This is a genomic window from Rhodococcus sp. KBW08 (assembly GCF_003852455.1).
Classification (GTDB): Bacteria; Actinomycetota; Actinomycetes; order Mycobacteriales; family Mycobacteriaceae; genus Rhodococcus_F; species Rhodococcus_F baikonurensis.
Genome location: NZ_QAJJ01000014.1, coordinates 24,080 through 45,087, shown reverse-complemented (window position 1 = coordinate 45,087; position 21,008 = coordinate 24,080). Strand labels below are relative to the sequence as shown.

At 63.0% G+C, this 21,008-nt stretch carries 18 protein-coding genes; 13 read left to right on the top strand and 5 right to left on the bottom strand.

Annotation, left to right across the window (positions count from 1 at the left end; genetic code table 11):
* Positions 1–25: 25 nt before the first annotated feature.
* Both DBV08_RS33305 and DBV08_RS18390 read right to left on the bottom strand, forming a co-directional pair.
* The gene (locus tag DBV08_RS33305; protein ID WP_196248321.1) at positions 26–325 is read right to left on the bottom strand and encodes a ParB family protein; all 300 of its coding nucleotides are present in this window, start codon (positions 323–325) and stop codon (positions 26–28) included.
* 65 nt (positions 326–390) lie between these two features.
* Positions 391–1,308, bottom strand: coding sequence for a ParA family protein (locus DBV08_RS18390; RefSeq protein ID WP_124568395.1), 918 nt, complete (start codon positions 1,306–1,308; stop codon positions 391–393).
* A 595-nt stretch (positions 1,309–1,903) separates the two neighbouring features.
* Here DBV08_RS18390 and DBV08_RS18385 point away from each other — a divergent pair.
* A complete protein-coding gene (locus DBV08_RS18385) occupies positions 1,904–2,716 on the top strand; it encodes an SDR family oxidoreductase (RefSeq protein ID WP_124568440.1) in 813 nt (270 codons plus the stop codon).
* Positions 2,717–2,845: 129 nt separating this feature from the next.
* On the top strand, positions 2,846–3,853 hold the full coding sequence (locus DBV08_RS18380; protein ID WP_124568394.1) for a GAF domain-containing protein: 1,008 nt from the start codon (positions 2,846–2,848) through the stop codon (positions 3,851–3,853).
* A gap of 4 nt (positions 3,854–3,857) precedes the next feature.
* Here DBV08_RS18380 and DBV08_RS18375 read toward each other — a convergent pair whose 3' ends face one another.
* From DBV08_RS18375 to DBV08_RS18365, 3 genes are all read right to left on the bottom strand, one after another.
* Positions 3,858–5,033, bottom strand: a complete 1,176-nt coding sequence (locus DBV08_RS18375) for a replication protein (RefSeq protein ID WP_260395642.1) — start codon at positions 5,031–5,033, stop codon at positions 3,858–3,860.
* A 390-nt stretch (positions 5,034–5,423) separates the two neighbouring features.
* Complete coding sequence (locus tag DBV08_RS18370; protein ID WP_020971495.1) at positions 5,424–5,624, bottom strand: hypothetical protein; 201 nt, start codon at positions 5,622–5,624, stop codon at positions 5,424–5,426.
* Positions 5,625–5,769: 145 nt separating this feature from the next.
* Positions 5,770–6,270, bottom strand: coding sequence for a helix-turn-helix transcriptional regulator (locus tag DBV08_RS18365; RefSeq protein WP_124568393.1), 501 nt, complete (start codon positions 6,268–6,270; stop codon positions 5,770–5,772).
* A gap of 1,057 nt (positions 6,271–7,327) precedes the next feature.
* Between DBV08_RS18365 and DBV08_RS18360 the strand changes: the two genes are divergently transcribed.
* The 11 genes from DBV08_RS18360 (at position 7,328) to DBV08_RS18310 (ending at position 21,000) form a co-directional block, all read left to right on the top strand.
* Positions 7,328–8,518: an insoluble domain protein gene (locus tag DBV08_RS18360; protein WP_124568392.1), complete on the top strand. Its 1,191-nt coding sequence runs from the start codon at positions 7,328–7,330 to the stop codon at positions 8,516–8,518.
* A 224-nt stretch (positions 8,519–8,742) separates the two neighbouring features.
* On the top strand, positions 8,743–9,243 hold the full coding sequence (locus DBV08_RS18355; RefSeq protein WP_124568391.1) for a hypothetical protein: 501 nt from the start codon (positions 8,743–8,745) through the stop codon (positions 9,241–9,243).
* Complete coding sequence (locus DBV08_RS18350; RefSeq protein WP_124568390.1) at positions 9,243–11,330, top strand: cutinase family protein; 2,088 nt, start codon at positions 9,243–9,245, stop codon at positions 11,328–11,330. Before DBV08_RS18355 ends, DBV08_RS18350 begins: the two co-directional genes overlap by 1 nt.
* Positions 11,331–11,484: 154 nt before the next feature.
* A complete protein-coding gene (locus tag DBV08_RS18345) occupies positions 11,485–13,128 on the top strand; it encodes a peptidoglycan DD-metalloendopeptidase family protein (protein ID WP_124568389.1) in 1,644 nt (547 codons plus the stop codon).
* Positions 13,129–13,208: 80 nt separating this feature from the next.
* A complete protein-coding gene (locus tag DBV08_RS18340; RefSeq protein ID WP_124568388.1) occupies positions 13,209–13,856 on the top strand; it encodes a hypothetical protein in 648 nt (215 codons plus the stop codon).
* A complete protein-coding gene (locus DBV08_RS18335) occupies positions 13,853–14,464 on the top strand; it encodes a hypothetical protein (protein WP_124568387.1) in 612 nt (203 codons plus the stop codon). Before DBV08_RS18340 ends, DBV08_RS18335 begins: the two co-directional genes overlap by 4 nt.
* Positions 14,465–14,514: 50 nt before the next feature.
* Positions 14,515–15,879, top strand: coding sequence for a ParA family protein (locus DBV08_RS18330; RefSeq protein ID WP_185564716.1), 1,365 nt, complete (start codon positions 14,515–14,517; stop codon positions 15,877–15,879).
* Positions 15,880–15,959: 80 nt separating this feature from the next.
* Positions 15,960–16,316: a hypothetical protein gene (locus DBV08_RS18325; RefSeq protein ID WP_260395640.1), complete on the top strand. Its 357-nt coding sequence runs from the start codon at positions 15,960–15,962 to the stop codon at positions 16,314–16,316.
* 70 nt (positions 16,317–16,386) lie between these two features.
* A complete protein-coding gene (locus DBV08_RS18320; RefSeq protein WP_124568386.1) occupies positions 16,387–17,118 on the top strand; it encodes a hypothetical protein in 732 nt (243 codons plus the stop codon).
* 16 nt (positions 17,119–17,134) lie between these two features.
* Positions 17,135–19,426, top strand: a complete 2,292-nt coding sequence (locus DBV08_RS18315) for a hypothetical protein (RefSeq protein ID WP_124568385.1) — start codon at positions 17,135–17,137, stop codon at positions 19,424–19,426.
* Complete coding sequence (locus DBV08_RS18310; RefSeq protein WP_124568384.1) at positions 19,426–21,000, top strand: hypothetical protein; 1,575 nt, start codon at positions 19,426–19,428, stop codon at positions 20,998–21,000. The genes DBV08_RS18315 and DBV08_RS18310 overlap by 1 nt, the downstream gene beginning before the upstream one ends.
* Positions 21,001–21,008 lie beyond the last annotated feature (8 nt).

Sequence of the window (21,008 nt, the reverse complement as noted above, 5' to 3'; positions counted from 1 at the left end):
CGGCGAGGCTCCTTCGATGTGTGGGTCAGTCGTCTGAGATGGGGCGCCCGCTGGGAAGTGCGCCGGTCTCTGCTTCGTACTGGTTTCCGCTGTTGTGCGCGGTTTCCCGGCGTTCTGCCTCTGCCGCTAGTGCTTTCTCTACGAATTGCGACCAGGATTTGTCGTCCTCAAGGTGGCTGGTGTTTCGGTAAGCACCTCGGGCGCGACTGAATACGACTTGATCGACGTAGACCGTAATACGTTTGGGCTTGGGCTTTTCCACAGCTGTCGGCGTGGGCTGTGGAGGCGGCGGGACCTGTGCGGCCGTGCGGTTGGACCTCTGCATTCGAGACAGGTCACCAGTCACGTTCCGCGGAGGTAGCGCCGTGAGCTTTCGTTCGGGCCGGTCATTCATACCCGTGCTTCCTCTCTTTCCGCTGTTGCAACGCGGGTGACAACTTCTTGCGCAACTGCAAAGAGGTCGTCTGCAACGGATTTGGACGATTTCGGTGCGAGAGTCTGAGGCTCGGCGTTGCCTTTGATGACGTCGTACCATTTCGGGCCGCTTCGGACGACTGCGTCGAGTTCGGCTGCGAGCATGCCTCGCTCGCGTGTTGCTTGGGCTGTCGCTTCTGAGTGACGAACGGTGGCAGCGAAAACGACGTCGTCGTTGCCGAACGCCTCTGCAATTGCAGACCTGGCTTGCTTGAGCACGGTTTTCGCTGATGTACCGACGGCTACGAGGACGACGCCCAGTAGGTCGAGGTCGGGGTTGATTGCAGCGACAGCATCGATGCGTAGTGCAACGGCTGCCATCCCTTTTCGGCTGGACGCATCGGATTTGACTGGCACGAATGCCCATTTTGCGGCGGCTAGCGCTGCTGTCTGCAAGGTTTCGTCGCCGGGGGGGCAGTCGATGAGGATCATGTCGTATGCGGGCGCCATTGGAGCAAGGACCCTCGCGAGGGCAAGTTTTGCGCCATCGGGATCTTTGGATGCCATGGCGGCAAGCGCTGCTGTTGCTTGTTCGAGGTGAACTCCCCCAGGGAGAACATCGAGATTAGCGCGAACATTTTCGATGGGTTTTGCGTCACCGCCGAAAGCGATTGCGCTAGCAAGCGACCTTCCCTGGTCATCGCCGGTTTCACTGGTGTACCCGAGATCTTCGGCGAGGTTCCCCTGAGGATCGAGGTCGACGAGCAGAATTTTCTGCCCCGACGCTGCCAGTTCTCCACCGACGTTAGCTGTCAGGGTCGTCTTTAAGACACCACCCTTGCCGTTGATTACGGCGATCACCCTTTTGCGTGTTTCGTGAAAGTCGGTCTGCATTGCTCTCCCTCGACAGCGCTGGCACTTTTGACGGTATTACCAGCATTCCACGCCATCGCCAGCAATGCAATCAATAGCAGTAATGCCAGTATTGCTGCTATCGGCTATCGGCCAGGTCGAAGCAACACATCTGGCCTCAAAACTAGTAATGGCAGCAATGCTGGCATTACGCACAGTTTCGCCGTGGCAGCACCTTGACCTGCATGTTTCCAATAGCAGTATTACTGTCATTACGGCAGGCGGGGTTCGCCGAGAATCGAGACAGGCCGAGACTGCCACACCAACATTGACGGTATTACTGGTGTTACTGGGATTACAGATCCCCGGAGCTTGCCCCCAACTCTTTACTGCCATTGACAGTAATGCTGGCATTTCTTCAGTTCGGCGCAATGGCGCAAAATGCCTGGACGTGAGGCGGAGAACGCCACGGCTCGACGACTACGTCACCCGTTCGACCGCACCTGGCGGCCCGCACGTAGGTCGCATCGCTCACTCGACATTTCAATCGAGCAACGTCAGCATGGGTCAATTTTGCGCACCCACCCAACTAAGCCCGTTCCGCGAAACCACCGTTCTCACGAGGAATACTTGCGGCATGGGGTATTTCATAGGACGCGTTGTGGTCGTTACCGGCGCCGGAGCGGGAATCGGGCGGCAACTAAGCATCCAACTGGCCGCCCAAGGCGCAAAGCTCGCACTAATCGACGTCGACCAAGGTGGCCTAGAGGAAACGGTCGAGCTGGCTGGAATCAGCGCCGACTCGGTGATGATCTCGGCGACGGATGTCACGGACCGAGAAGCGATGGGGGAGTGTGCCGCGGCAACGCTCGCCCAGTTCGGGCATGTTGATGCGATCTTCAATAACGCTGGCGTTCTGTATTCCGGAACCGTGGAGGATTCCGACTACGCAGACATCGAGCACGTGATGAATGTCGACTTCTGGGGCGTAGTTAATGGGTCGAAAGCCTTCTTGCCGTACATTATTGCGTCGGATCGTGGGTCCATCGTCAACATCTCATCGGCCTTCGGTCTCATGGCCGCGCCTGGTTACTCTGCCTACAACTCCGCGAAGTTCGCGGTCCGCGGGTTCACCGAGTCGCTCCGACAGGAGATGCTTCTTCATCACCGGCAGGTAGCTGTGATTTGTGTGTTTCCCGGAGGAATCAAGACTTCAATTGCACGTACAGCGCGTGTGGCGACAACTCTCGACCATTCGGAAGTCGTCGAATCCTTCGAGGGTTCCATCGCGAGAACGGATCCAGCGGCCGCTGCCAAAACGATTTTGCGCGGTGTGGAACGGCGCCGACCTCGAGTGCTGATCGGTAAAGATGCCCGCATCGTCGACCTACTAATTAGGACTGCCAGTTCGGGCTACCAACGGATCATTCCAGCACTGAAGTCCGGCTAGTACTTTTGGCAGATGCCCAGGTCAGCGCCGTCCGCCGAAGGACTAAATACCTGTAACGGGCAGTAACATTAAATCTATTTTGTCGGGTAGTGTTCCTCTGTTCGCATCCGCGGGGAGAGGAACTACGCAGTGGCAACAAAGTGGTTGTTGATTGAATCGATCGGCGGCGCTACACCGTCGATCATCGGTCTGGGGAGCACTCCTCGAAAGTTCACACCGTTGGACAAATTCTTCAAAAGCAAGGATTCCCTCGACGAGGTTTACAGCGTGATTGCCGCGGTCATGGCGTCGCCTGACCGCGTAGACAGGGTCACGGCTGATGGCCGCCGGCGTGTCGTTGTAGAGCCCTTGGTGACGTTCTCGGGACGTCTGCATGGCATGTACCTATGGACTGGCGGACCAGACGAAGTCGTTCCCGACAGGGACCCGGCCGGAGCTTGGTTGTTCAACCTGACGGCGAGCAAAGCCAGCGGAAGCAACGATCTGCTCGACTTGTACGGCGTTCCGGAGGATGCGCGACATACCGAGAAAGCAATGGCCGGCGCCTTCACCCGTCTCGTGACCAATCGCGATGAGGGCGAGGCTTTGTCGAAGATCATCCACTCGGCTCCCGGAACCATTCACCAAGCGGTGTGGACAGTGAGGCGAGATGACGACGACCTGCGTGCCGCCCACTTTTCATGCCGAATGCTTGAAGAAATCGATCCTGCGACCGGCAGGTCAGAAGTCATTTTGCGAGGAATAACGCAAGACATCGGCCCCGCGATCGACGTTGCGGCGGCTCCGCCCCCTGTGGTTCTTGAATACCGGGTCCTCGAGGCTGCGACGGAGGAGGGGGAGTACCGAGCGATCGTCAATCTCAAGACGCTGCAACTCATTCGATGGGTAGGCGATCCGATGCCAGACTTGGCGTGGGAATCAGTGGATGACCAGGTTAAACCTGGTATGCATCCCGAGGACTTGCCTGTGGCGCTAGAGATGTCTGCGGGCTTGGCGCGGGGCAAAACGCAAGGCACCGTCCGGTTCAGACAGCTCGACGGGAAGTGGAAAGCCTGTGATGTGCGAGCGACATTGATAATGCTCGACCAGCACACCACCGCCGGCCTGGTCATGGTCCGCGCTGCTGCGGATTCGTAGCTTTTCACCAGTTGTCGATGCCGCGCTGACGCGCGCACAGTTCTGCGCGCGCGTCAGCGGCAGTCCTTCGCTCAGCAATCTGTCTGCGGCGGCGTACTTCCGCAGCATCCGGAACAGCTGCCATCGCTGCCCGGCGGCCGGGGGAGTCCTCGGTCGCGGCCACTGCGTAACGCGCACGTTCGGCCTCGAACTGCGAGGACTGTCGTTTACGTTCAGCTTTTGCCTGCTCAGCGGCAATTTGAGCGAGAACATGCGGTGAGAAGGCCAGATCCTGCTCCTTCATGAGCCAACGGATAAATGCAATCGGATGCTTCGGGTCCGGTGTCATCTTCCGTGCCTCGGCCCACGCGTCGATGGTGAAGTTGAGATCGTTAGCGGTCCAGCCGTGCGCCGCTGATTCGGCCAGTGCCGGCGCCCAACCTCGGGGGGTGTGTTGACGTGCCCAAGCAGGCGTTCTCGGATTCCCGAGCCACTTGGATGCGAGCAACAGGCCTTTCCGGATGCCGTCAGCCTTCTCGACCTCGACGCTGGATTCCTTGCGCCGCGAAGCGGCTCGTTTATCCACAGATCGTTTTGTATTAAGTACCTCTCTACGAGAGGTAGGGATAGAAAACTGACCCCTGCGGGGGTGGGGTGCCATCTGTATAGATCCTGCGACTGACATGCGGGTTTTATCCACAGGCTTACGCGGGTGCAGCGCCCACACCGATGCCCAGCCACGCGACTTGTCATCAAATCTCCACGACGCCATACGTTCGCCTTTGCGACGTAGTCGGCCACGCAATACCTCCGTGGCTACCCGAAGTAGTTTGAGCGCTTGACGGGCTCGCTGAACGGTCCGCTCTCCGAGCCCTGTTCGCTCGACGAGTGTGGCAATGGATAGACGCGAGCTGCGGCCGGAATCGAAATCAGCAGCACCGGCCATGACTTTCGCGACCGCCAACAACGACTTAAGACTGATCCCTCCGCCGGCGACACTGCCTGCCTTCGACGTCTTGACGAGCTCGGGGCGGATGCGGTTGTACTCCGCGGTGTAGGCGCAGCGGACGACGATCTCAACCCAGTGCTGGGCTCCACGCCATGAGGCGATACCGCTGTATGCGCCGGCCTCCAATTCGAGCGTGACCTGGCAGTACCTTCGGCAAGCTACCTCTGGGCCACCGAGCGCGTTGACGAACATCGGGGTCAGGGAATGGCATTGGTGCCCGTGCACATGGCCAGATACAGCGCGAGGCGTACGAGCTGTGCCGTACCGACGCCGCATGGGGCTGCTACCGCAGTACGGGCGCAGTACGGATGTAGGTGCGTGCTCGTGAACAGCGACACGCGCAGGAATCATTGAAACTTCATCAGGCCACGATGTAGCCTGAGACCTGTCCGCCAAGACAGTCCCTTCGGGGATATAGCAGTACCGCTGAGAAACGAGCGTCTAACTCGAATCTCACCAACTTCGAAAAACCCTCGACCCCGCCCGGTTCGGGGGTTTTTTGTTGCAGTCGGTGCGCTACAGCTAACGATGTGTGGTTGTCACGGCATCCCCCGCCCGGGTTTGCCGTCTACGCGACGTTCGTTACGCGGTGAGCTGCAAAACCTCCTGGTCGAGTTCGACGACAAGATTCTTATGGCCAGTGGTGGCCGCCAGTAGATCTGCGACGTACTGGCTGACGGAGCTGACTCCAGCCGCCTTCCGCCGCTTTTCCAGCTCTGCGTACACCGGATCTGGAACGCGACTCACAACCCGGGTTCGATCACCCTTGCTTGGTGTGGGCATGCTCTTCTCCCTTCGGCCCGACCTTGCTCCTAGCGATGCAGTGCCAGGTTCCCGTTCATCCTGTGCCAAGATCGCACAATCGTCACGGTGACACGCCGAAGAAGTACCGAACTTCGACCTTTGGGTGGAATTATGGGGAGATTTTTTAAGAATCGCGAAAGCGTGTCGCGCGTGCTTGACGGTTGTCGCGATCGCGCTGCCAGACCTCAGCGACCAGCTCGGGCGTGACCTTGTACAGCTCAGCAAGCTGCGCCGCCCTGGCCTCGTCGTACTCTTTGCGCCCTTTTTCAATTCGGCCGAGAAGCGTCGCCGAAATTCCGAGAGCTTCAGCAGCTCGCCCTTGAGTCATCCCGGCTTGGGCGCGTAGATCACTAAGGCCAAGTTGGTCATTCGGAATAGGCACAAGGTCAGCAACGGTAAGTCGCAATTCGGCCGCAACCTTGGCTAGCAGCTCGGGAGTTGGTGCCGCACGACCCGTTTCCCATGCAGAGACGGTCTGCTCGGAGACACCAGCGGCGTCGGCCAGGTCTGCAATGTTCGCCTTGCGCGCTAGTCGATAGCGCCGCAACCTGGCAGCACTAAAGCCTCGAACAGCACTCCGCGACACGCCTACTCCAAGCTCTCGAGAACCATCCCCGTGAGTCATTGTGTCGCTCCTTCGGCCCGTCAACTCGCATTGGTGTTTAGAATAATAGGGTGTTATATTGGTTTCGCATAAAAGGTTACCAAGAAAGAGTCGAGGTCAAGGGGCCTATAGCCGGGAAAGGGGAGCTGTGAGGCGATTGAATGAGTTGCCGAACACAAACCGCGCGGTCTACCCTGCAACGGCGTGCCCAGCCTGGGATTCCTCGGTACTTGTCGACGTCGGTACCGCTTGTAGCGCAGAAGAATTTGCACACGTCTATCTGCGTGTGCCTTCTGAGTCCGGGCGGGCGATTTGGATGAACTGGTTTCACGCAGTGCGCGATGCATCATCGCAGGTCACTCTCAGTGACCGTTCTACTTCAAGCACAAATACAAGGACTTCGGCTACTGCCGAGCGTCGTGCTGTCTCGAAAGCCCCAGGTGCGTTGGTGATTGGCGTCCCCTCACGCACCTGGGGTTCTTTCATGTCTACGGTGCTGCACGCACCAAGGCGACCAGACCGCAGGCCTTCGAGCCTATGCGGTGAAGTTGAAAACGCAACTAGCCGGAGGCAGTCGTGGGGAACAACTCTGCGCAAAATACCTATTCCAGCTGGGTAGAACAGGACACTCTCGAACTCGGATTCGCTGACCGCGAACTCGGGCGCCCTGTGGACCCTGCGTGCGGCCATGCCGCCCCGAACCCGGTCCGTCGTGCCACACCCCTCGCGGTGGTCGGCAACACGGTCCGTGAAGCGCCCACCCCGCTCCTCCCGCCCGGGGAGCGGGTGGGTGCACTTACCCCACGCTGCATTCCCTTGTTCGCAAGCGTGGTTCAGTGCTCGGCGAGAACTCCCGGCACTGTCTGTGTGAGCGCCCCCATTCCCAGCTTTTCCCGCGTTTGCCCGATGGGCCACACCGTACTTCCCACTGCATCAACGGTATTCCGCCGTTTCGTGGACAAGTGTCTGCCCTCTTAGGGCGGCACCGATTGTCGAGGCGAAACCTGTGGCCACGTGCATGCCACCTCAGTCCGCATCAATTCCCCGTATTTACAACCCAATTGGAAGGTTCCACACGATGAAGCATCACAAGTCCGGGCGCGGTAAGCATCGCGCAGTCAAGTCGTCCGCGGTTGCAGCGGGAACGTTTTCGCTTCTTGTCGCTGCTACGTTCGCAAACGGTGGTCTCGCGGTCGCAGCACCGCAGCCCGGTATTACCGGCCCCGCACCGGTACAGCCCGGCGTGACCTCGCCGGCGCCGTCGACGCCGACCGTTCCTTCACCATCGCCGTCTGTTCCTGAGGCGCCGGTAGAGGCATGGGTTCCGGTTCCGCCGCAGTACTCGCAGCCGACGAAGCCGATCCCGAACTGGGATTACGACTCGAATCAGTATGTGGCCCCGGCGACTCCGACGTACACACCGCCGATCGACTACTCGCAGATCCGTTTGCCTGCTGACCCGATTACTACTCCGACCGAGGTGTTCATCGCGCCGCGTAACACGGTGATGGTCGGAAACCTGCACTTCACCCAGCCGAACTGGATGAGTGACAACACCGCCGCCCGCACGAATGCCACCACGAATGCGGCGTTGGCTGCGGTCACCGACTTCTGGATCAGCCACAACATTCCGGCCGATCAGGCGCAGCAGCTCGCAGCGGCGCAGCTCGCCGGAACCGCTGGTGGGGCGATCATTGCGGCCGTGACAGCGGGCGGAACCGCCGCGACGTTGGGCGCCCTGTTGGGCGGCACGATCGGCGGCACGTCCGGCGTCGTGTTGGCTGCACCTGCTTTGACCCCGTGGGGCGTGATTCCGGTGGGAACGGTTGCCACGGCGGCCGGCGCTGCCATCGGTGCTGGTCTGGTTGGTGTTCCGGTGGGCTTGGGTGCCGGAATCCTCGGCGGCTTCGGAGGTTTCGCTCTTGCCACGGCATACGGCGACGGCACGAACGGTGTGCCCACCACGATCGACGTTCCGGACATCGACCAGCCTGCCATCACCACCGAAACCCGCGACACGCTCACCTCCTGGGAGCAGTCCGGCCCTGTCGGCACCGCTGCCGCCACGTTCGTTCGTGGCACGGCCGCGAATGCTCCTGTCGTCGACGCGCAGATCCGTAGCGCCGTCTCGTCCATTCCCGGTGGCGATGGTGTTGTCGCTGCATTCGACCAGGCAGTAAGTGATTTCCAAGCCGCGACAGAGGTTCCGGGTCTTCCGCTCGGGATGATCGCCGACGCTATCGGCGCCGGTATCCCCGCTGCTGCGTAGCACTCGCAGGCCGGGGCGGGCGTGCGCTCGCCCCGGCCCACTGTCACGGCTTGTCCTGTCGACGAAGGAGTTTGGAAAAGATGCTTGGGCCGAAAGGATCTGACACCAGGTCCGCAGTGCGTAGTGCGACAGGTGGGACCGGCAGTGCGCCGCCGCGCGGGTCTCGTCTTCCGAAGCGCTCTCGTGTTCCACGTGCCCGAACGCCTCGACGTCAGGTCGCAGCGGTGACGGCACTGGCGATCGCGGTGCTGGTGTTGTTGGTCGGGGTCGGTGTGGGCGCTGCGTCGGTCATCGGCCGGGTTACCGACGACGAGCCGTCGAACATCAGCGAGATCGTTAATTCTGTTGCAACACCGTCGACTACACCTTCTCCGGAACCTGCCGGATGCCCTGTCACGGCCGGTGACCAGAGCAGCGGCGAGGGCGTGATCGCAGCGTTCGAGCACGCGTACTACTCATTGCGCTCGGCTGATGCGGTGATCGCTGTCATGGCTCCTGGGGCCGTGAGCTATTCGCCGGCCGAAGTGCAGGCAGGGATCGACTCGATTCCCGCAGGAACGACGTACTGCATGACGGTGACCGGCGTGAGCGCTGGGACGTACGCACTGGAGCTGACCGAGACCAGGCCCTCCGGCAAGGGCGCTTCGCTCTTTCAGCGCATCACGACTGCCGAGATCGACGGTCGGCATTTCATCACGTCCATCACTGATGCAGAGGGAATCTGATGAACATCTCTTCCACCGCCCGCTTCGCGTCGGCGTTCGCCATCATTTCGACGCTGGTCGCGGGCCTCGCGGCCGCACCGCTCCTCGCCAACGCCGCACCGTCCACTACATCGGGCTGCACCAGATACATCGGTGTCTTCGCTCCCGGAACGACCGAGACCCGCGCCGACGCCGATCCGTCGAAGCCTGCCGGAATGTTGGGCCAGGTGGGGGAGAAGCTCGAAGCGATGTACGGGCCTAACACCTTCCGTGCCATCTATCCGTCGTACCCGGCCGAAGCGTTTTTGCAGTCCGGCATGACCTACTCGGCTTCCAAGACCGCCGGTGATCAGGCAATGGCGACCGCGATGGAGCAGTGCCCGAACTCGAAGTTCGTGATCGGCGGCTATTCACAGGGCGCGCAGGTCGCCAACGATGTCGCCGTCAACATCGGGGCAGGCAGCGGTCCCGTTCCCGCTGCGTCCGTTCTTGCTGCGGTCATGCTCGCCAATCCGAAGCTCGGCACTGCCGGTTCGCAGGTCGTCGGCCCCAAGCTCGACGGGCAGGGCATCGCCGGTCCGGCGGCGGAAGGCTACGGCGCTCTGTCGGGTCGGGTCTTCGACATCTGCCACCCGGAAGACAAGTACTGCAACACCAACACCGGTAAGGATTCGTTCTTGGCGTCGTTGGGACGAGTGCTTGCCAACCCGCCCGGAACAGTCGCGCCGACCACCGCGACTGCTGTCTCGGCAACAACGACTCCGTCTGTCGCCGGTCAGACCGCGATCACCCCGACCGACACGGTCGCGAAGCCGACGTCGACTCCGGCGGCCGCCGCAGCTGCGAATACCTCGGCAGGCGCCGGAACCGCGAACGCGTCGGAGTTCTTGGGCGCGGTGACCTCGAACTACGGTTACGCGGATCTCGCGGCTGCTCCAGGGGCTGCGTCCGCGTTGGCGACCTCGGTGGACAAGCTGCAAAGCGCGGGCGCTCCCACCTCGACGTCGGCGGCGGTCGATGTCGCCGCGGTTCGTCAGCAAGCGCAACTGCTGGCCGGAACCTTCAAGCCGGTCCAACAGACACAGGCGTGGATGGCGGCGAACCCGGCCGCTCGAGACGGGTTGCGCAACGCCCCGGCTGATTCTCCTGAGGCCGCCGCGAACTCGGTCGTCGACGCGCTCGACAAGGTCGACGTTCCGCAGGTTCTGGGTGCCGCTGACCAGGTGGTGACGTTGGCGAACAGCATCCTCTCGGGTGGTGGCACCGGTACCGGCGGCACCTACGCGGGCCTGACCGGTCCCGCACAGAGCTTGTCGAACGGTGTGGCTCCACTGGCGGATACACCGACCGATCAACTCACCACCGCCACGTCGATCCTCTCCGCGATCCAACCGGTGACGATCATCAACCAGATCCTCGGCGTCGTCTCGGGTGTGACCTCGGTGGACTACAACGCCGTCGCTGCCAACCTGCAAATACTTCCCGGCCATCTGTTGGCCGGCAACGTCAAAGAAGCGCACCGGGTCGCGGGAGAGCTGAACAACCAACTCTCGCCTTTGGTGAAGATGGCGGCCGGGGTTGATCTCAAATCGGTGTCACGGATCCTGGCACTGATCCCCGATCCGTCCGGCACAGCCGCCTCGGCGGCGCTGGTGGCGAACCTGCTGGGCAACGTCGACATCATCCGCCTCGCCCGCGACGTCGGGCAGCTCCAGGAAGTCGCGTGGCAGGTCGCCGAAACCGGGAACGTCCTGGCCCTCGGTCAGCTCCTCCCGATCGGTGTGGACCTGGCGAACGTCGCGCTCGGCGTCCTGACACCGGGGCAGAAGATGACCGCCGATCAGCTCCACGAACCGGCCGATTCGATGACCACGTTGATGGGTGCGCAGGCGCAGAACTCCGACTTCGTCGGACTCGGTAACTCGGTCCTGGCCACGGTGACCTCCCAGGATGCGCAAGCACTGACCTCGGTCGTCGACGCCGGATTCACCGCCGCGAGTTTCCTCGGTTCCCGCGTTCACGAGTCCTACGGGCAGTGGTTGATCGACGGAAAGCGAACCGCTCTGGACGCGATGGTCGACATCTACCGACAAGCGATCGGCGGCTAGCGCCTGACGGCGGGTGAGCCGAAAACGCTCTTGGGCGAGAGCTTTTGACATTCACCTGCCACTCCTCGCACTCGCTCGCGGCCTCGCGGCCGCGATAGGTCCCCACACGTTGCCCAGGCGGGCACGAACGCGACACAACGACAAGGAAATGACGATGGGTGAAACACCGCGCTCGAACAAGACCGGCCTCAAGGCCACTGGCGGCGTCGTTGCCGCAGTGGTCCTGATGCTCGGTTTCGTCATGTTCGGTACCGACAACAACCCCAAAGCAAGCGTCGACTGCCTGCCCACCTCGCCCACCACCGGTTCGGTAGCACCGTCCCCGGGGACCAAAACGCAGCCGCTCAAAGCCGGTACCTACCAACTGACGTCGGGTTTCGGTCCTCGCGGTGGTTCCATGCACCGCGGTACCGACTTCGCCGGCCCGCTCGGTACTCCGATCTATGCCGCTACCTCCGGTGTCGTCGCAGAGGCCGGCCCCGCATCGGGATTCGGGAACTGGGTCATCATCGACACCGACGTCGACGGGAAGCGAATTTCTACCGTCTACGGCCACATGGCCGCCTCGACGATCAAGGTCAAGACCGGCGATCAGGTCACTGCCGGTCAGGAGATCGCCGCTGTCGGAAATGAAGCCGATTCCTCCGGCCCGCACCTGCATTTCGAGGTCTGGGAGGGTGGCCGACTTCCCGACGGCGCCGGAACGCCAACCGATCCCGCACCGTGGCTCGCCGGTGCTGCCGAGCCGTCCGGACCCGCGCCCGTTCCCGCGCCCGGCACGGGTGTTCCGTCTCCCGCGATCGTCAACGCTGCCGCGATCACCCCGCTTCCGGCGGGCGCCGGGTGCGGTGGACCGAGCCTGGGCGGCGGGGGACTCAAGCCGGGCAGCGTGCCTGCGGAGTTCGAACCGTGGATCCTCAAAGCCGCCGGTACCTGCCCCGAGATCCCCGCTCCGCTGCTGGCCGGGCAGTTCAAGCAGGAAAGCGGCTTCAACGTCAACGCCCACAACGACGACTCCGGTGCGGACGGCCCGGCACAGTTCCTTCCCTCAACTGCTGCACAGGAAGGCGTGGACGGGGACGGGGACGGAAAGGTCGATATGCGCTCACCGGCCGACGCTGCGATGTCGATGGCGTCCTACGACTGCAAGATGGTCGAGTTGGCGAAAAAGGGGATGGCTGACGGCCGTTTACACGGTGAGCTGATTCCGCTGGCGTTGTCGATGTACAACTGCGGCCCCGGAAACACCTTGTCGCAGGGCCAGGTCTGCCAGAACGAGGAAACACGCGGCTACGTCACCAACATTCAGAAGTTCGCGATCGAGGAATTCACCGATACGTCCGCCCCGGCGGGTCCGATTCCGGGTGGCCCGTCCACCGGCTCGGCCGTCGTCGATGCCGCTCTGCGGTGGCTCGGCACCCCGTATGCCTGGGGCGGCGGCGACGAGAACGGACCCACCAAGGGGATCAGCGACGGGGGAGTGGCAGACAGTTTCGGCGACTTCAACAAGGTCGGGTTCGACTGCTCCGGATTAGTGAAATACGCAGTGGCGCAAGCCACCGGCGGCCGAACGGTCCTCGCCCACTCAGATCAGATGCAGATAGGCGACTCTCGCGGAACCTCGATCACCAACCCCGCCGACCTGCGCCCTGGCGACATCATCCAACCCCACAGCGGCCACATCTTCATCTGGATGGGCGGCGGCAAGGTCGTCGAAGCTCCGCAGTCGGGCGATGTCGTCAAGGTCTCCGACTGGACCCCACCGTCCTCGGGATTGGCAGCGAAACGATTTGCCTGACAAGACAACCCAGACCAGAACATCGCAAGCCGATGACCACCCCGGAATGAAGTTTCACCCGAAGAAAGGTAGATCCGACAATGACGGCATCCGCAGCCACCGAATGGGAACAAGCCGCCGCCGCAGTGCGCGCCGCCGCTGACGAGTTGCGCACCAGCGACTCCTCTGCGATGCGGGCGTGGGCCAAGAGCAACAACCTGCTCTCGCGCAGCATGTGGCCGAAGGTCAAGCGCGAGTTGGTCAAGCAACTCGATCTCGACTACGACGTACTCCGCGACGCGGAAGCGACCAAACGCAAGAACGAGATCGCCGAGGCCGCCGCGACCGCACCGTTGGTGGAACTGTTCGCCGCCGGTGACGAGCGGGGCAGCTTCGCTGTACTCGGACCGGTCGACGACGCCGCCTGGTACGGGACATTTCACAAGAACGACACGGTCTTCAAGGAAGGCAACCAGCGCTCGGCAGACGACTCCGCAGCCGGTAAGGCGATATTCCTCGCCGGCAAAGCACGTGAGGACGCGAATGTTCCCGCGGTGCGGTTGCTCCTGCACATCTCCAATCCGGAGATCGACGGCAACTCCCTCGCTGGCATGGCAGCCAAACACGGTGTCGCACTCGACCTCGACATCACCGACAACAACCGGGCCGTGGACTGGTGCGAAGAGCCTGGTTACCAGGCATGGCAGGCGATTCGGTTGTCGGATCTGTTCATCGAGGACGAGTCGTGAAACGCCACCTCGCCGCGCTCGCTGCTGCATCCGCCGTCGCCATTGCCCTGACCGGATGCTCCTCGGGTACAGAAGGCACCGCAACCGGCCCGTCCACCACGACCGGGGCACGGGCGCAGCAGTGGTCCCCGAACGAGACGTCCGCGGTCGAGCCCACACGGCCCGCGGCCACCGTTCCGGAACACGCTCCCGAACAGGTCGCCATCGTGGACCGCAGCGATCCGGCTGCCGTCGCCGACGCCGTCGTCACCACTTGGTTCACCTGGAATACCGCTGACGATCGCGGACCCAACGACGCGGCCGCCCGCACCGGCGACCTGCTTACCGAACGCTTCCTCGGCGACGTCACCGGAACCACCCCGACCGGAAGCCCCGGCGGTCAGTGGCTCGAATGGGCCGCGAAGGACGCGCAGGTCTGGCCGACGGTCAGCTCTGTACCGAACCAGGGCGCCGTGGACACCGCGACTGCGGTGCACCGGATGTATCAGGTCGAACAGACCGCGATCGCCGCCGACGGCTCCATCGCCGGCGTCGACACCGTCATCGTCGCCGTCCTGGTCGTCAGCCGCGGCGGCCTGTGGGCCGTAGACAACCTCAAAAAGCTATGACCAGCGAGAAGAACGTCCCCGGAACCACCCCCGCCCCGAAAGGAACTCCCGTGAGCACTCCTGACCCCTACGAAACCCAGAGCAGCTACGACGCCGAGATCCCGGTGAATCTGCGCAGTCAACGTCTGCGCCGTCAGCCTGCCCCCGCTCCGGAACCGGCCGAGTCGACCGAACCCGATCCCGTGGTAGACGAGACCGACACCGAAGCATTCGACGAAGTCGACGCCGGTTACGCCGATCCGTACGAAGTCGGACAGGACGCGCTCGCCGCGAACGAAGAACCAGCCCCTCTCGCCGAGGTCGGATATGCCGGACGACGGTTCGAGCGCGAGGGAAACGACATCGACAACAGCCCCGCGACCTGGGGATGGCGTGGCCGCGTCAATGCTGCTGCGGGAATGAAGATGGCGCCGAAGCCGGATTCGGCGGAAGTACGGTTCCGGCAATCGGTCACCCGCATTCAACAGACGTTGCCCGGTTGCATGGTCGTCTCGGTGATCAGCCTCAAAGGTGATGCTGGGAAGACTTCGACGACCATTGCCCTGGCGAACACCTTCGGCCGGCATCGCGGTCACGGCGTCGTCGCGTGGGATGCCAACGAATCCACCGGTTCCCTCGGAGACCGCGCCGCCCGCACCACCGATCCGGAGCTCGGTCCGTGGGACGTCCTCGAGAACGCCCACGCGCTCGCGTCATCTGATGCCGTCTCGGGGGAGCTGGGTCGCTACCTGCGCTTGCAGCCCACGCACGATGAGGTCCTGGCGGCCGACATCTCCACCACGCGAGATCGCGGGATCGGCTGGGACGAATGCGCCGCCATCATGGCGGTGTTGCGCCGGCATCGGAATCTGATCTTCGTCGACACCGGCAACAACCCCGTCGCCCCGAACTGGCTGTGGGCGGTGCAGCACTCCAACCTGCTGGTCGTACCGCTGCCGCTCCGCCGAGACATGGCGAAGATGGCGTTGCAGATGCTCGAAGGACTAGCCGATCGAGGGTACGGACATCTGGTCCGCTCGGCGATCATCCTCACTGTCGTCACGCCCGGATCGGACCCGAGCCTGGAAGCGGACATCGAGGAAGAGTTCGGCCGACTCGGCGTCACGAACATCATCCGAGTGCCGTACGAGCCGTCGTTCGCGACAGGGGAGCGCATCGTCTACGACCGGCTTCTGCCGTCGACGACCGAGGCGTACACCAACGTTGCCGCCGAGATCGCTGATTCCCTCGCCGCGAGTGTGTACGGCCGCGCCGCCGAATACGCCGACGCGTACGCCCCCGAACAGATCCGTCGACCACCGGAAGCGCCGCGCCGTGCTCCTGCGCCACGCGTCGCGGCGTACCGCGAATTCGACCCTGAGCGATACCGCGAACCAATACCCGAACCCACCTCCCCGAAAGGCCGTTTGCGATGAAAACCGTTACTCCACAGGCTCGCTCAGCAACACCGACTACCACTTCCTCGAAGGCACCACTAGTGCGGCGGGTATCCACTGTGGCGATCACCCTGGCCGCGACGGCAGTAGTGCTCCTGCTCTCCGCAGGCGCAGCAAGCGCACAAATCGAGAATCCCCTCGACGGTGTCAAACCAGATATCGGAGTCCTCGGGCCTGCTTTCAACAGCGTGTGGGCTCGTGTCGTCGGTGCAATCTGGGGCGTCGCGCTCGCCGCGAGCGTGGTCAAGCTCATCATGGCGCTCTACAAGATGCGCTCGATGAACAAGGCCGGAATGCCGACGGAAATGGCAGACGCCGGTCAGGAAGCGAAGATCGCCGGTATCGCCGTCGGTTGCCTGGCTTCGGTCGGCATCATCGTCGGCGCCATCCTCTTCGTCGTCGGCGGCGGCAACTGACCATGCCGACGCTGTTCTTCCTACGTAACCCTTTATTTTCCAGAACTTTTGACGAGAAAGCGATCTGATCATGGCGAAAGATTTTTCACAGGTGGGTTCGAGCAGCGGCCCGTCCTTCGCGACCGGATCCCCGAGCAGTGGCCCGGCATCCGGACTTCCGTTGTGGGTGAAATTGGTGATCGGGTTCAGCGTGTTCGCGTTGATCGTCGGGATCATTGCGGTCTTCACCTCCGGCGGTGGTGACGACTCCGACTCCGGCTCCGATGCGATCCGCGCCGCGCACGGTCCGACCACCACGATCGACGGTGTTCCTGCCGGATACACCCGTGATCAGGCCGGTGCACAGACCGCGGCAGTGAACTTCAGCCAGGCGAACGGGCAGACCTACATGGGCCGGATCGACGCAGCAAAGCTGCGAGAGGTGGCCGTGGCATCCAACCCGACTCCCGCGCTCGAGTCCGTCATCGACATCTCCAGTGGCCGAACCGACTCGGGAAAGGGCTCCTACAGCGACGTTCCGCTCGTGGTGACGGTCACCGACTTCACCCAGGATTCGGCGACCGTCTCGATCTGGAGCATGGGCGTGAGCCAGAGTCCGGTCAGTGAGGACAGCGACAAGGTCGGCATCCTCACCGTCTACGGAACGAACACGATCACCGTGGTCTGGGAAGACGGGGACTGGAAGGTCCAGGACTGGAAGTTCGTCACCGGCCCTTCCCTCGAAGATGCACAGTTCCCCGCGGCAGACTCGGCGCTCTCCAAGCCGGGCGCGAACGGCTTCTACACGTTCTACGTCAACTAGAAAGGGGGCCTGACTGATGTGGCGCAAACTTATTCTGACCGCGGTCGTGGCGTTGTTCGCGATGCTCGGACTGGCATTGCCGGCGGCAGCGCAGCCGACGGCTGTCCCCAACACCGACCCGGCTCCCGGCGTGCAGAATGCCACTCAGTCGGGCAAGGAACTCCCCAAAGGATTTCCGGATGATCTGAAGAAATTCGTCGCCGGCACAGACGAATTCAAATCCGCCTCGTGGTTCACCGGAGTCTGCAAGGACAAAGGCGGCGACATGGGCCAGTACTCGACACAGGTCATGCACAACGAAAACCGGTTGATGTACTGGACGGCAAAGGAATCCGAGCGGATCGCCGCGTGGGCACCGCAGGTGATGATGTCGAAGAACCCGGCTCTGATCGACGCCTTGGTCGCCGCCGGCGGCGCCGGTACACAGATGTCCGGTGTCGACATGGGAGTGGAGGCCAACCAGAAGGCCGCCCTGAGCATCACCGACGAGTCGATCCTCAAGGGCGTCTACCCGAACACCTACCCCCTCAACGAGTCTGCGGACATGTACCCGCCGTCCCCGACGTGCGCGGACGATCTCGCCCGGTGGACAACGAAAACGACGACCACCTGGGGTTTCGAGTGGAGCCCGACACCTGACGCGGCCTCACTTACCGAGATGAAGAAGCAACCGCACGCGGACAAGGTTCCCGATGCTGCGTGGTCCGCGCCGTGCGGCGGCGGGGACGTCCCGAGTGTTCTGTGCATGCACGCGATGTTCGTCAACTGCGATCGGAGCGCACCGGGTAAGGACCAAATGGCGTGCACCGCATGGAACGCCAGGGTCGGGAAACTGTTCGGCGGCACCATGAACTGGATCGACCAGAACACCAGTTTCAGCGACCGCCTCGGCGAAACCCTGGGCGGGATGATGAAGGCGACCCCGGCCTACATGGGCGGCAAGTACATCGTCGACAGCTACACATGGGCGTGGGACACCGTGGCCGGCCCGATCGGCGACCTCGTCGACTTCGTCAAAGACCCGTCCGACGTGATCGACTCCTGGGCGAACAAACTCAAAAGCAGCGCCATCAGCACCACGAACTCGGTGCTGACCGGCCTGGCCGGTGTCGGTGAATTCGATCCAGCGAGAACCGAATTCATCGCCGTCTACGCAGTCTCCACCGGGATCGGTTTGTTGGTGTTGGTGCTGATGACGATCCTGGCGATCTACAAATCCTCCGACGGCGGCATGACCGGTGAGGAGCTGGCCAAGTCGCTGTTCGGGTACATGCCGGCCGGAATCATGATGATGATGTTTGCCCCTGCCATGGCACAGCTGCTGATCTCACTGATGCACGAGATGTCGCTGGCGCTGGTGGACTGGATCGGGACGAGCACCGACGAGGTCATCGGCAACATCTCCTCGGTCCTCGGAACGCTCACCTCAGAGACCCTCGTCGGTGGCTCCATCGCCGCGATCGTCGGATTCGGGTTGATGTTCCTCGGCGCGATGGCGATGTTCTTCGGATTCTTGATGCACGCAGCGGCATTGCCGATCCTGGCGGTCGTGTGCGGCATCGCCTTCGGTATGTGGGTCCACCCCACCTGGCGCAAGAAAGCCCTACGACCGGTGATGATGTTCATCGGAGTGGTGCTCTCAAAGCCGCTGATGTTCGTGATCCTCGCCGTGGTGTTCGCGGTCATCAACATTGCCGCGAAGGGGTCGATCGCCGACGACGGCAAGCTCGAATCTCTCGGTCAGCTCTCGTTGATCGCGGTCTGCTTCGTGATCATCGGCCTGGCGCCGTTCTCCATGCTCAAGTACTCGCCGATCCTGCCGACCTCGGCCGATTCGGCGGACTTCGGCGGCGGCGGATCTCAAACCGGCCAGACCATCGGGTCGGGCGCGCAGATGTTCCAGCAACGTGCAGGAGGGGGACCAGGCGGGGCCGGCTCGCATAATTCCGAAGCTGCCGGATCTCCCGGCCGCCAGGTCGAAGGCAGTCCGGTCCGCGGCGCCGCCGGAAACCAGGGGGGATCTTCGCCCGCACACGAGAGTTCGGCGTCGAGTACTCACGCTGCCGCATCCGGTGGCCACGGCGGCGGCAATCACCAGGGCGGAGGCGCAGCGACTGCGGCGAAGGCGGCAGGCAAGTCCGGGGGAGCGGAGTCGAAGTTGATGGCCGCCGCGGGCAGCACCGTCGGATTGGCGGCCGGAGCTGCGGTTGTGGCTGCACCGATCGCCCTCGCTGCTGCCGGTGCAGCGATGAACAAGGCCGGATCGGCCGCCCAAAGTGCGCCCGAACATGCGGATGGAGACAACTGATGAGTGAGCAACGTACAGCGATTCTCGGCCGCCAGGTTGCACGCCGTAGCCTGCTTCCGTTCCCCGAACCGGTGGTCGCCGCGTGGGCCGGTTCAGTGATCGTCGCGGTGTCCGCGTTGTTCCTCGTCGGACAGAACATCTGGGTACTCGGCTTCGACGTTCTGCTCATCCTCGCGGCGCTGGCATCGACGACGGACATCAACCACCGTGAGTCCTACGCGAGCCGCAAGATGAAAGCGATCCGCAACAGGCAGCGCCGCAAACGCGGCGAGCACGTCTGGGTCTCGCCTACCGACCCCGATTACGGCAACCCCGATCTGGATCCAGGGTGGGCGTTCCCGACGCCGCTGGGGCAGACCGCCCCGCTCGATCTCAGCGGCACCGGTCTGGACGATCTGTTCGTGTTGCACAGCCGCACTCCCGGCGACAACGACCAGTACACAGTGCTGATCGCGATGCAGGGTCTCGCCGAAGGACTGCGCGGCGATCAGGCGTGGGCGGTGACCTCGGCCGCGTTCGGGCGCACTCTGGCAGGGTTCGCGAAACGTTCCTCGTTCGTGCGCGGACTCGAACTGATGAACCGGTCGGTGCCTGCGGACATGACCCCGCACGAGAACTGGATGGAAGCCAAGATCGCCGCCGGGGATCCGGCAATGCAAGTCCTTCCAGCGATCCAGTCCTACGGGCAGCTCATCGACCGGGTGGAGCCGTACTCGGAAGGGCACTACTCGTACGCCGTGCTGATCTTCCCGAAGTCCACAGCCCTGCTGATGGAAGGTGCCCGACTCGCCCGCCGCAAGGATGCGGAGACCATCGCCGGAGTCGCGCAGGTCATCCGCGACGAAACCGAACGGGCAGTGGCATCACTGACCCGAGCCGGCATGGGCCGCGTGCAGGTCTACGGCGAACAGCGCACCTGCGCGGTCATCCGCTCGTGCCAGGACCCGAGTTTCCCGCTCGATGCCCACAAGGGTGTCCGGTGGGACAACTGCTGGCCGTCCTACGTCGGCCGGGAGGAATCGGTCGAGGTCGCGGGCAAGTGGAACACCCGCGTGGGCACCATCCCGCCGCGGGTCATCGAGCCGGTCGAGCTCGGCCCGTTGTGGCTTGCAGAACTGCTCACCGGTGTCGAACCCGATCCGGGCGACGACGAGATCGCCGCCGCACCGACGATTCGCACGGTCATGGTGCGGATGGACTTCGTCGAAGCCGCCCAGGCCCGTACCGCCGCCGTCAAGGACGTGACCGCAGACCGGGCACGGCAGATCGGTGAAGGCCGAAAGGGCAAGGTCACGGACGGATCATCCGAGGTCGCATCCTCGGAGTCCGCGCACCGGCGCTCCGACCTCAAACCAGGCAGCGGGCACCACGGGATGATCTATTCGCTCGCGGTATCGGTTACCGGCCGCGGTGAAGACGACGCCCTGCGTGCATGCACCCGCGTCGAACAGGCTGCCGCGGACTGCGGTATCGGCGAAATCGAATGGCAGGACAACCGCCACGACGTCGCCTCCTTGCTGACCCTGCCGCTCGGCCGCGGACTCGCGGCCACCAAGTGGACCCGCGTCAAGTAGCGAGCGAA